Here is a 12232-nt window from a genome sequence, read left to right as displayed (position 1 = left end):
GTCCGCACCCGCTTCGGAGGCCCACCCCGCCCACCGGAGCTCGCCGCAGCCCTCGACGCCGTCCTCACCGGCCCACAGGAGTCCCGATGACCACCGCCCCTGCCACAGCAGGCATCGACCCGCGCTCCCCACGCTTCGGCGCCGCGATCACCACGGTCCTGCTCGCCCTGACGATCGTCCTGACGCTGATCCCCGCAACCTGGGTCGTCGGCATCGTCCTGCTCGCGGTCATCGTGGTGCTCTTCGCGATCGGCGGCATCGCCGGCATCCGCCGCCACCCCTACGGCGCGCTCTTCCGTCGCTTCGTCCGGCCGAGGCTCGCCCCGCCCGCCGAGCTCGAGGCGCCCGAACCGCCGACCTTCGCCCAGCAGGTCGGCCTGTTCGTCACCGCTGTGGCGCTGCTCCTCGCCCTGCTCGGCGTGCCCTACGCGGCACCGATCGGCGCCGCCGTCGCCCTGATCGCCGCGTTCCTCAACGCCGTGTTCGACGTCTGCATCGGCTGCCTGCTCTACGTGTGGCTGGTCCGCGCGGGCGTCTTCCGTCCGCGACGCGGCATCGCCTGACGGCGGACGACCGGGAGGCCCGACCCGCCTCCGCCCCGCCACACGCGCTGCCGACATGGTCGCCTCCAGAGCGGTGGGCCGGCCCCACGAGCACGACCGGCCCGACGGCGGAGGCTCCCCCCACGGCAGCCTCCGACGCCGGGCCGGTCAGACGGCGAGCGCCTGCTCACTGAGCGCGACGAGATCGTCCGCCCGCAGGTTCGGCCAGCCGTGCAGCAGTTCGCGCCACTGGGCCGGCAGCGTCGATGCGCCGTACAGCGCACCCGCGAGCCCGCCGGCGATCGCGGCGACGGTGTCGGTGTCGTTGCCGGTACGCACTGCGCGGACCAGAGCGTCCTCGAGCGAGGAACTCTGGCGCACCGCGGCGTAGGCGGCCTGCAGCGCGGACACCACCCACCCGTTCGACTCCGTGAAGTCAACGGGCTGCGAGTGCTCAGCCGTGACGATCCGGTCCACCCACAGTCGGCGACGGTCGAGGTCGAGCAGGTCGATGCCACGCAGGAGGTCGAGCTCGCCGGTCAGCACCGCGTGCCGGATCGCCACGCACCAGAGCACGCACGCGTCCCCCGCGTCGGACTCGTAGTGCGTCAGGTCGCTGATCGCGCGAGCCGCCGAGGCGAGCCGTTCCTCCTCGCCGACGTCGCCGTGCAGGAATGCAAGCACCAGCGGTGCGGTCCGCATGAGCGATCCGTTGCCGGCGGAGCGGCCCTTGAACTCGTGCTCCTGGCGGGCCGCAGCCCGCGCGACGGAGGCGATCCGCGCCTCCAGACCGGTCAACACGTTGCGCGTCTGGATGCCGACGTCGGGCGCGTTGACCGACCACGCTGCCCAGGCGGCCACCAGGCCGTCGAGGGCTGGCTCCGACGCTGGGTCGCCGCCGCGGGCGACCGTGCGGAGGATCGGAACGGCCATGCTCGTGTCGTCGGTCCACTCCCCCGGCGCCCAGCCGAAGGAGCCGCCGCCGGTCATCGTGATCGGGGTCGGCTCGGGCACTGCCGGTCGGAACTCGTACCCGGCGCCGAGGGCGTCGCCGGCGGCGGAGCCGAGAACGGCACCGACTGCTCGGTCGTGGATCTGCGGGGTGGTCATGTGGACCTCCGGATCAGGTTTGCGCGAGATTGCGTAAAACCGATCCTGCACCACTCGTCGCGTTTGCGCAAGAGTGCGTAAACTCACCGGCATGACCGACGAGTACCGCGACGCGAGCGGCCGACGCCTGACGGACTACCCGCGACCCTCCGTCGCCGTGGACACCGCGGTGCTGACCGTCCCCGCGGGCGGGCCGCTGTCCGTCGTGCAGGTCCGCGATGCCACCGAGGGCGACTGGCGACTCCCGGGGACGTTCGTGCACGAGGGTGAGCGGCTGGCTTCGGCCGTCTTGCGGTCGCTGTCCACGAAGGCGGGCGTGACGGGGCTCGCGCCGGAGCAGTTGCACGTGTTCGACGATCCGGCGCGGGACGACCGTGGGTGGGTGCTGTCGGTGGCGCACCTCGACGTGGTGCCGGCTCGTGCCCTGGACCTGGACGAGCCCCAGGTGCGACTCACGCCGGTGATCGAGGCGCGCGGGATGGTGCACGGGCACGACGACATCCTCGAGTTCGCGGTCGTTCGACTCCGGTCCGTCTACAGCGTTGCCCCGGATCCGCACGGGCTGCTCGATGAGCCGTTCACGATGTCGCAGTTGCGGCAGTTGCACGAGGCGGTCCTCGGCGAGCGCCTCCTGCCGGACTCGTTCCGGCGAGCGATGCTGCCGAAGCTGGTCGCAACGGACACGAAGCGGGCGGACGGGCCGGGGAAGCCAGCGACGCGGTACCGGCGGGGGTGACGGAGCCGGTCACTCGCCGGACGCACGACCGCCCGGGTTCGCGTCCGCCGCTCATCGAGTGAGCAGAAAACGTCGAGTCCACTGCGGCGACTCGACGTTTTCTGCTCACTGAACGCGCGAGCACCGCCACGCAACCAACCCACCACCCGTAACACGCAATTTACTTTCACCCCTGGCGCTCACGCACGAAAGACGCTTTCATAGCGGGATGACGATCACCGAGCGAGCCGACCGGGTCGAGCGCGCCGACGCCTTCGCCCTCGTCCGCACCCAGTCGGCCACGATGCCGTCGAGCATGCGCGCCATCGCCGACGCCGTCCTCGAGGACCCGGCAGCCGCAGCCACCACGAACGCCGCCGAACTCGCCGGCCGCGCGGGCGTCTCCCCCGCCACCGTCTCCCGCTTCGCCCAGCACCTCGGCTTCGCGAACTTCGCTGGCCTGCAGCGCAGCATGACCCGGGCCGTGGAGCGCGGCATCCACGAGCGCGAGCACACCGAGATCCACGCCGGGGTCGCCGTCGACGACGACGTCGCCACCGTCATCGCGAAGGTCACCGAGGACGTCCGCGCCGTGATGGCCGACACCCGCGCCGCGCTCGACCCGCACGCCCTCGAAGCCGCGGCCGCAGCCGTGAGCGAAGCCCGCCGCGTCGTCCTGTACGGCGTCGGCGCGAGCGGCATCGTCGCGCGGGACCTGCACCTCAAGCTCGAACGCATCGGCATCGTGAGCTCGATCGCCGACGACCCGCACAACGCCCTGACCCTCGCGAGCGTCATCGGTGAGCACGACGTCCTGGTGCTCGTCAGCCACTCGGGCTCCACCGTCGAGACCCTCGAGGTCGCCCACGCAGCCCGAGCTCAGCACTCCACGATCATCGCGATCACCGGCCACGCCGCCGCTCCGCTCGCCACCACCGCCGACCACGTCCTGCTCGGTGTCGCCGGTGCCGAGAGCGCCCTCCGCCCCGCAGCGATGGGCAGCCGCATGAGCCAACTCGCCATCGTCGACGCCCTGTTCATCGTCGTCGCACAGCGCACCGACGAGCGGTCCCAGCCGCTCCTCGCCCGCAGCCGCGACGCCGTCCGCACCCACCACCGGAACTGAGCACCACCATGAACCAGACGCACGAAACCCACGACGCCCTCCGCGACGAACTCGCCGCCCTCACGACCGAGGCGACCGACCACTCACTGGACGACATCGACACGATCTCCACGCTCGAAGCTGCCCAGCGCATGAACGCCGGCGACCGCAGCGTGCCTGCGGCACTGGAGCCGTGCCTCCCGGCCATCGCCCTGGCGGCAGACTCGATCGCCGCAGCGTTCGCGCGCGGCGGCCGACTCGTCTACGTCGGCGCCGGCACGCCGGGCCGGCTCGGCGTCCTCGACGCCAGCGAGTGCCCGCCCACCTTCGGTACCGATCCGAGCCAGGTGGTGGGGCTCATCGCCGGCGGCGACGTCGCCCTGACAACCGCCGTCGAGGGCGCGGAGGACGACGAAGCAGCGGCCGTCCGCGACCTCGACGCGCTCGGCCTGACGGCCGACGACGTGGTCGTCGGGATCAGCGCGTCCGGCAGGACGCCCTACGTGATCGCAGCCATCCTGGAGGCCCGGCGCCGGTCCGCCCTGTCGGTCTCCGTCGCGTGCAACCCCGACTCGGCCGCGGGGCGGGAGGCGGACATCGCCATCGACGTCGTCGTCGGCCCCGAGTTCATCGCCGGCTCGACCCGCCTGAAGGCGGGCACCGCGCAGAAGCTCGTGCTGAACATGCTCACCACGCTCGCGATGGTGCGCAGCCACAAGACGTACGGCAACCGCATGGTCGACGTGCGAGCGACGAACGCGAAGCTCGTCGCGCGGGCGTTCTCGCTCGTGCAGGACGTCACCGGCGCTGCCTCCCCCGAGGTCCAGGCGGCGCTGGATGCCTCGGACGGCGAGGTGAAGACCGCCATCGCCGTGATCCTGACCGGCGCCTCGGCTGCTTCGGCCCGTGAGCGCCTCGTCGCTGCTTCCGGCTCGTTGCGCGCCGTGCTGTAGAGCTCTTTCCCCCTTTTCCGTTTCCTTTCCCCCGAGGAGCACAGCAATGCCCGATGCACAGCAACTCGCCCAGCAGATCCTCGACTCCGTCGGAGGCTCCGCGAACATCGCCGACGTCGAGAACTGCATGACCCGCCTGCGCGTCGAGGTCGTGTCCACCGACGCGGTCGCGCTCGACGAGCTCAAGTCCACCGACGGCGTCATGGCCGCGCTGGCGGCCGGCTCGAACCTGCAGATCGTGCTCGGCCCGGGTCTCGTCGACCGCGTGGCCGTCGACCTGGAGGCCCTGCGCGCGGCCGCCCCGTCGGCTGCGGCTGGTGGGGCTGGTGCATCCAGCGCCGCTGCCGCGTCGGGTGCATCCGGTGCGTCCGGTGCGTCACCCGAGGAGCTCGCCGCTCGCGGCGCGTCGATCAAGGCAACAGCGCGGGCTCGTTCCGACGGCCGCACCATGCGCGCGATCCGGAAGATCTCCGCGATCTTCATCCCGCTCATCCCCGCACTGATCGCCTGCGGGCTCATCGCCGGGATCAACGGCATCCTGACGAACCTCGGCCCGGGGTGACGCCGTTCCTCGGTGTGCTGTCGTCCGGGTTCCTCTCGCTGCTCGCCGTGTTCGTCGGGATGAACGCTGCGAAGGAGTTCGGCGGCACGCCCATCCTCGGCGGTGCGGTCGGCGGCATCATCGTCGCGGCCGGTGTCGCGAACGTGACCGTGTTCGGCGAGACCCTGGCTCCCGGGCAGGGCGGTGTGCTCGGCGCGCTGGCCGGCGGCATCCTCGCCGCCTACGTCGAGCGCTTCATGCGGCGCGTGACGCCGGACGTCATCGCGCTCATCGTCGTGCCGACCGTCACCGTCCTGGTCGCCGGATCGATCACCCTCGGGATCCTGATGTCCGTCGCCGGTGTCGTCTCCGTCGCGATCGGGACGGCCGCTACCTGGCTGCTCGCCAACGGTGGAGCCTTCGCCGGCTTCGTGCTCGGAGGCCTTTTCTTGCCGCTCGTCATGACCGGCATGCACCAGGGCCTCATCCCGATCCACACCACCCTGATCGACCAGACCGAGTGGACCGTGCTGCTGCCCGTGCTGGCGATGGGTGGTGCCGGGCAGATCGGTGCCTGCATCGCGCTGTGGGTGCGGTTCCGGTCGAACGCCTCGCTGGTGCGGACCATCCGCGGTGCGTTGCCGGCCGGGTTCCTCGGTGTCGGGGAGCCTCTCATCTACGGCGTGACGCTCCCCCTCGGGCGGCCGTTCATCACCGCGTGCATCGGTGGGGCGTTCGGCGGCGGGGTCGTCGGGCTGTTCGACCAGCTCGGGCACTCCGTCGGGGCGATCGCAATCGGGGCGTCGGACCTGTCGCTCATCCCGCTGCTGAACGGCTCGTCCGGGTACGGATGGGCGTTGCTCGGGTACGGGTCGGGGCTCGTTGTGGCGTACATCGTGGGGTTCGTGGCGACGCTGTTGTTCGGGGTGTCCGAGTCTGTGCGAGCTGATCTCGAGGCGCAGTCGGCTTCCCCATCCGGCGACCCCGTCGCTCCGGAGGCGCCGCTCGACGTGCAGGTCACGCCGGCTGACTCCGTGGGAGCTGCACGCTGATGCGGTTGGGCGCGAGCGCGTACCTGGCGCATGGTCCGCTGAATGGTCCGACCTTCGAGGCCGCCGCGGCCGCGGATGCGACGCTCGCGTTCAACTCGTTGCACATCCCGGAGGACTCCCCTTCGAGCGGTGGCCTGAGCGGCCACCGTTGTGACCGCCATCGACAGCGGTCCGATCAACACGAATGCGGGTACCCACCAGTAGAGCCGCGTTGACGCGACCGCGCCGATGAAACTCGTCCCTAGAAGTGTCGTTCCGAGGGCTGCTGTCAGCCCGCCAGACCACCAGGCCGCATCAAATCAGCGACGATTCCCCGCATGCGCGGCATCCGCTACGGCGGACCAGCGATGGCCGGAACTGCGGCTGAAGACGCGCTCCTTCCGAGACGCCCGACGACGTACATCCCGCAACTGAGCCGAGTTTTGGGACGGCGCGCCGATAAACGGTGTTCGGTCTATTCGCGGATGCCAGTGGTGGCGCGGATCGCGGATCCCAGCAACGACGGGCGTTCCACGGGTTTCGGGATTCTGTTCCACGCCTCTGGGAGGCTGCGCCGTGATACGTCTCCGAGCGCGTTGCGGTCGGACGTGCGACAAGCTACCCCCTGCTCCGACCGTCGCACCAGCCACGACCGCGCTAGTCGCAACAATCAGCGATGCGTTCCCACGCGTCGGGAGCCCTTCTACGGTCTTCTAGCTCCGACTAGGGGCCCGGAGCCTAGCCAGTTGGGTGGACGTTGAGAGCGGGACAGGGACGGCGGAACGGGATCCGCAGGTCCAGGCTGGTCGGAGTCGTCAGCTCGAAGAGTCTGAGGCCTTAGAACCAGTGGCTGCACTCACGTTACGTCCGTCGTCGAAGCCCTGATGTCCAGGTGGGGATCATCCGATGCTCAGGACAGGAAGCCCCGCAAACTGCAGGAGCGACACCCGCGACCCTCCTGCTGGAAAGAACTCTGCCGCGTTCAGCTTCCCTACGTCGAGCGTCTTGTACCTGAAGGACTCGAGTACACGGGCTGTGAGCTGGTCGACTGCGTCGGGGTCGTCGAGTGCGCTCAGCACCGGCGACGGGTCCCAGCGACGTTCGCCCTCCGTTCGGCGACCTGCTGGCTCCCAGCCCCGAAGCCTGCCCGCGGCACCGTCAAACTGAATTCGGAGGCGAACACCGTCGACGACTGGCAGATGCAACGGGAACACCGTGATGTGCAAGTTCGCCTCTTCGGTATCGGTTTCCGGAAGCTCGACCTGTGCCTGAAGCGAGTAGCCACCCAAAACACCGATCGCCAGTGGACCGACCGCGAACCGGAGGTAGCTGATACGCGTCTTCACGACCCGGGCGAATGCAATGCGCCCAGACGGGTTGAGGATAAGCGGATACATGCGGTATCGAGTGAGCGACACCAGAGTGCCGATGCCCCCACTGCCCTGAACGATCCAATTCGTGAAGTCCGCCTGCGGATCATCCGGTAGGAACGAGCTGTAGCCCATCCAGCCCCCGGTGTGCCGAACGGCTGCCCAGACGGACTGCTGCGCCTGACGCTGCTCAGCAACGGCCTGACCGAGCCGACGCCGGAACGCGTCCCGCGTTGCAGCCACGTCAGCGTGGTTGTCGCGCCGATCCACGCCCTTCGACGCTTGCGGACGTTGAGCGCGTTCCCGCTGCGCGGCTTCCAACTCCTGCTGGCGCTGCGCGCGCAGCCGATCCGCCTCCGCCGCCTCCTCGCGTGCGTGTACGTACACTTTCCAGCGCTCATCGAATGCGTCGACTAGTCGGCCATCGGCTGCGGCAGCGGCTGCCATCTCTTCATCAAGTTCCGTCAGGAGGCTCTCGACGAACTCCTCACTGACCGGAATCGCCGATTCAAGCCAAGCATCAAGCGTCAAAAGGAAGTCGCCTTTCCCGAGATGCTGCAGGCCGGCAACAGTGGTCTCGTGGCTTTCGGTTGCGTATCTGGTGAAGTTCTGCGAGCCGATTGTCGCTACTCGGTCGTCGGCGAGGAGCACCTTCGCGTGTAAGCGGCCGAGCGAACGCACAGTGACACCAATTCGAAGAAGAGCGCGGGTCGCGAGGAGCTGCGCACGGTACTGCTGGTTACCAGACCGGGGTGACAAGTCGGTGACGACGCAAATGGCGGAGGTCGGAAGATCAGCGCCCGTTAAGAGGCGCACGAGGAGAAAATCGAAGTACGGGGTGTACACACGGACGTTCTCCTTCGCATCGGCGACCAAGCTCCTCCAAGCCCACGAGACGTCGGAAGCGAGGAGCTGGGCGTCGGCGTCGAACTCCATAGGCCCACGATAGGGCCTTCTAACGGCAAGAGACGTAGCTGCCGCGTAGGCAGCACCACCGGCAGGATCGGATCTCCACGCGGCGTCGAGGCTCATCCCGAGTCCCAACTGCACTGACGGCTCGCAACATTTCGAGGGGTGGTCGAGCGGGTGTTGCGAGGGGGCGGGATGCCGGTAGGTTGAGGCCGTGAAGGCTGTCGACGCGAATCTCCTCGATCTACTCAAGGTGACGAGTCAGTTCGAGGTCCCCATCTATCAACGGGCGTACGCATGGGGTCGTGCCGAGTGTGAGCAGCTCTGGAAGGACATCCTTCGGGCTGGCGGCAACGAAGAGCTCGGAGCTCACTTCACGGGATCCGTCGTGTACGTGGAGAAAGCCGCGGGCACGCAGACCAACCAGGCGCCGAGCCTCATCATCGACGGTCAACAACGCGTCACAACCGTCAGCCTGATCCTCGCAGCGCTCGTCTCCCACCTGGAGGGCCCAGCCGCCGAGGATCGCGAACCACTCGAAGGCTTCTCCGCTGAGGAGATCCGCGACTCCTACCTCACGAATCGGTTCAAGATCGACGAACGGCGATACAAACTTCTGCTCTCCCAGGACGATCGGGGCGCACTGAAATCGGTCATTGATGGCACCGAGCCTGCGGCAGGGTCGACTAGCCGCGTGTTCGACAACTTCGAGTTCTTCCGTGCCCAGATCGGGGCGTCGTCCACCGATCTGGCGACGGTGTGCCGCGGGTTGGCGAAGTTGCAGGTGGTCGACGTGCACCTGCAGCTCGGGATCGATCACCCGCAGCTCGTGTTCGAGGCGATGAACTCAACCGGCAAGCGGCTCTCGCAGGCGGATCTCATCCGCAACTTTGTGCTGATGGGGCTGACGACGAACGCGCAGGAACGGCTTTGGACGGGTTACTGGCGGCCAATGGAGCTTGACTTCACCGGCGCCGGTTCCGAGTCGGCGTTCGATGACTTCGTACGGCACTACCTCGCCACCGTCACCGGCAGCATCCCGCGACTCGGGGACATCTACGACGCGTTCAAGGACTACGCAGCCATTCGGATGCAGCGCGGCGAATCGATCGATGTCCTCGTCCTTGAGCTGCGCGAGTACTCCCGCCGGTACAGCGCCATCGCGCTCGGCCGCGAACCCGACAAAGCACTACGGGCAGCGTTCGACGATCTCGTCCAGATCCGCGCGGACGTGGTCTACCCCTTCCTCCTCGAGGCATACACGGACTACGACTTCGAGGTGATCAACAAGGACGAGCTGCTCGAGATCGTCCACATGGTGACCTCGTACGTCGTGCGACGCGCCGTCACTGGCTGGGCCACGAACTCGCTGACCACCACGTTCCAGAGCCTGGCGCGCGCCCTCCGGAAGGACCGCTACGTTGAAAGCGTCAAAGCACACTTCCTGCGCCTGCAGGGATACCGGACGTTCCCGACCGACGCCGAGTTCGAGGAGAAGCTGCAGTCGTTCGACGCGTATCACTTCAAGCGGCGCTCATACTTCTTCCGGTCGTTGGAGAACCACGGCCGGAAGGAACCCGTCCCGACGGACGAGTACACAATCGAGCACATCCTTCCGCAGAACGAGTCACTCCGTCCGGAGTGGCGAGCCGACCTCGGCGAGAAATGGCAGGAGATCCAGTCGGCGTACCTGCACACCCTCGGCAATCTCACACTGACCGGATACAACTCCGAATACTCAGACCGGCCGTTCCGTGAGAAGCGCGACATGAAAGGTGGCTTCAGGGAGAGCCCGCTTCGCCTCAATCAAGGCATCGGGCAGCTCGACATCTGGGACGAGTCCGCCATCCAGAATCGCGCCGTGCGGCTGGCTCAGCAGGCGCTCCGAATCTGGCCTCGGCCCGCGCTTCCGCCCGAGGTGCTCGCGACGTACCAGGAGAGCCGGACAGAGTCGCAGTACACGATTGCAGACCACCCGAATCTGCTCCGGCCGGAGCGCCGTAGGGACTTCGAGCGGCTTCGCGACGAGGTCATGTCGTTCGATCCTTCCGTGACCCTTGATTTCCTGAAGGTGCGCGTGGCCTTCCGGACGGAGACGACGTTCCTCGACGTCGTCCCACAGGCGTCACGGCTCCTCCTCGTGCTGAACATCCCGATCACGGCGCTCCGCGATGAACGCCGAGTGGTTCGCGATGTAAGCGCGATCGGGCATTGGGGAGTCGGTAACACACAGGTCGCTTTCGACGACACGACCGACTTCAGCTACGTTCTCGGCCTCGTCCGGCAGGCCTACGAGTACCAGGTTCTGGCGTGAAGGATCGTTTGCGCCTGCTTGCTTCCCGGGCTAGGAGGCGGTGGCACCCAGAATGACGTTGACCGGGTCCTCAAGTGATCGGGTCTTTCGGTACAAGGGCATCAGCGAGGTCGGGCCATCGTGGGCTGCGTACAGGGTGGCGTTGTCAGCGAGCACCGCTGACGGCTGATCGCCCCGACGGATCATCCAAAAGTGTCGTAACGGCAGGCCAGCTTCGTCCGGGTATGCCCGTACAGCCGACTCGAGGCCCTCGAACTCGCTGACCCACGCCGGCGTCGCCTCAGGAGTCAAGTACGACGCGCCATACCAGTGCGTGCCAACAGTGAGTCTGATTCGGTCGTTGATCGTGCGGCTCAGGACGGCGGCGATGATTCGATAGGTCAGAGATCGAGGTGTAGTGGGGTCGGCAGAGGCCGTCGTCCATCCCACCGCGGTTTCAATGAGCTTCACCACCTCGTGGGGATCCTCAGCCTCGATGAGTGCCTGCCAGCCGATGCCATCGACGGCTCGGTCGTCTCCGCGCGTCAGGTGAATGCTGCCGTTGAAGTTCATGAACACCGAGCTGCCCGAACGCGGGTCAAAGGTTTCAAGACCATGGTAGAAGCCATCCATTGGCCACGTTTCGGCGATCTTGAAGTGGCTGTGCCGGCGAGCGAGCTCGCTAGACACCCACCACCCCTGGCTGAGTTTGAATCGTTCCGCGATCTGCATTCGGGTTCCTCGTTGAAGGTCGTTGTCAGGGTTCCTTGACGGTGCCGCTTCAGACGCCCAAGCCTCTTCTGCAGGCGTTCAATTCACGGGTTCCGGCGGAGTCTCGACGCCCAGGTCACTCTTCGCCCATGGGATCGACCCCGGAATCGGACGACGTGTCGTACGAGCCCGGCCAGGCGGTGGGTGCCGGCCCGAAAGCGCGTCGAGCTGCGCGGACCGTCAACTCGGCCATGCCCAGGTTCGCGCCGCCCCCGATGACGGCGCCAATGCCGAACGGGACAACGTTGCCGAGCACGATGATGCCCTGCTTCGTTCCCCATTTCGTCACAAAGTTCTGGCCGAGGACCTTATTGATCTGCTTGAGTTGCGACACGGGTACTGCGTTGACGATGGCTTTCGCCCAGTGCGGTCCGGTCCGCCCCGCGACCTTCTCGATCGTCTGCGAAGCGCCGCCTCCGAGGACAACGCCTAGAACTAGCGTGCGACGGCGCTCAAGCTCGTCGACACGGACGTCGTGCACTTCCGCGACGGAGAGCGCAAACAGCGCGCTCAGTTCCAGTGAAGATAGGACCTCTCCTCCTGCGAGAGCCAGTCCCGCGGCAGTACCGACTCCGGGGGCGGCCGCGACGGCGCCGACGGCGGCGCCGGTTCCAGCCAGGGCGGTGCGATACATGCTCTCGAGCGTGTGCACGACTTGCTGCGGAGTCGCTTCCGGGTTGCGTTGCCGGGCACGGGCAATGTTCCCTGCGACCACGGCGCCCTGCAAGCTGAGCGCTTTGTCCAGCGCCGCGGTGAGGAGATTGCGTCGGTGCTCTGGCGTCAAGTCGTCTTCTCCAAGCGGCATGCTGGTCACCTGCACAGATTAGAGCGAGCCCTGCTCGTTTCGCGAGGGGACACCGACCCGACCGTCCACTCGCCTAGCAGCAACGTG

The 12232-nt window shown here is 67.6% G+C and carries 11 protein-coding genes; 7 read left to right on the top strand and 4 right to left on the bottom strand.

Features of this window, described 5'->3' with window-relative positions; all coding sequences use genetic code 11:
* Positions 1–86 precede the first annotated feature (86 nt).
* Positions 87–563, top strand: coding sequence for a DUF4395 domain-containing protein (locus GVL05_RS15035; RefSeq protein ID WP_159573632.1), 477 nt, complete (start codon positions 87–89; stop codon positions 561–563).
* Between the two features lie 147 nt (positions 564–710).
* Here the strand turns inward: GVL05_RS15035 and GVL05_RS15030 are convergent, their stop codons facing one another.
* On the bottom strand, positions 711–1652 hold the full coding sequence (locus tag GVL05_RS15030) for an ADP-ribosylglycohydrolase family protein (RefSeq protein ID WP_159573631.1): 942 nt from the start codon (positions 1650–1652) through the stop codon (positions 711–713).
* Positions 1653–1743: 91 nt separating this feature from the next.
* On the opposite strand from GVL05_RS15030, the gene GVL05_RS15025 reads away from it, so the two are divergent.
* The 5 genes from GVL05_RS15025 (at position 1744) to GVL05_RS15005 (ending at position 6018) form a co-directional block, all read left to right on the top strand.
* Positions 1744–2388 carry an NUDIX domain-containing protein gene (locus GVL05_RS15025; protein ID WP_159573630.1) on the top strand — a complete coding sequence of 215 codons (645 nt, stop codon included), beginning with the start codon at positions 1744–1746 and terminating at the stop codon, positions 2386–2388.
* A 208-nt stretch (positions 2389–2596) separates the two neighbouring features.
* Entirely contained in the window at positions 2597–3493 is an 897-nt protein-coding gene (locus tag GVL05_RS15020; protein ID WP_159573629.1) for a MurR/RpiR family transcriptional regulator, read from the top strand.
* Between the two features lie 8 nt (positions 3494–3501).
* Entirely contained in the window at positions 3502–4425 is a 924-nt protein-coding gene (gene murQ, locus GVL05_RS15015; protein ID WP_159573628.1) for an N-acetylmuramic acid 6-phosphate etherase, read from the top strand.
* A gap of 46 nt (positions 4426–4471) precedes the next feature.
* The gene (locus GVL05_RS15010) at positions 4472–4987 is read left to right on the top strand and encodes a PTS transporter subunit EIIB (protein ID WP_159573627.1); all 516 of its coding nucleotides are present in this window, start codon (positions 4472–4474) and stop codon (positions 4985–4987) included.
* Positions 4984–6018: a PTS transporter subunit EIIC gene (locus tag GVL05_RS15005; RefSeq protein ID WP_159573626.1), complete on the top strand. Its 1035-nt coding sequence runs from the start codon at positions 4984–4986 to the stop codon at positions 6016–6018. The genes GVL05_RS15010 and GVL05_RS15005 overlap by 4 nt, the downstream gene beginning before the upstream one ends.
* A gap of 878 nt (positions 6019–6896) precedes the next feature.
* Here the strand turns inward: GVL05_RS15005 and GVL05_RS15000 are convergent.
* On the bottom strand, positions 6897–8303 hold the full coding sequence (locus GVL05_RS15000) for a phospholipase D-like domain-containing protein (protein ID WP_159573625.1): 1407 nt from the start codon (positions 8301–8303) through the stop codon (positions 6897–6899).
* A 187-nt stretch (positions 8304–8490) separates the two neighbouring features.
* Here GVL05_RS15000 and GVL05_RS14995 point away from each other — a divergent pair, with 187 nt between their 5' ends.
* A complete protein-coding gene (locus GVL05_RS14995; RefSeq protein WP_159573624.1) occupies positions 8491–10590 on the top strand; it encodes a DUF262 and DUF1524 domain-containing protein in 2100 nt (699 codons plus the stop codon).
* 30 nt (positions 10591–10620) lie between these two features.
* Here the strand turns inward: GVL05_RS14995 and GVL05_RS14990 are convergent, their stop codons facing one another.
* On the bottom strand, positions 10621–11301 hold the full coding sequence (locus GVL05_RS14990) for a hypothetical protein (protein WP_159573623.1): 681 nt from the start codon (positions 11299–11301) through the stop codon (positions 10621–10623).
* 115 nt (positions 11302–11416) lie between these two features.
* On the bottom strand, positions 11417–12154 hold the full coding sequence (locus GVL05_RS14985; protein ID WP_200849240.1) for a hypothetical protein: 738 nt from the start codon (positions 12152–12154) through the stop codon (positions 11417–11419).
* Positions 12155–12232 lie beyond the last annotated feature (78 nt).

This window comes from Curtobacterium sp. 18060, from assembly GCF_902706105.1.
In the GTDB taxonomy this organism is placed as follows: Bacteria; Actinomycetota; Actinomycetes; order Actinomycetales; family Microbacteriaceae; genus Curtobacterium.
This window is presented reverse-complemented; position numbering and strand designations above follow the sequence as displayed.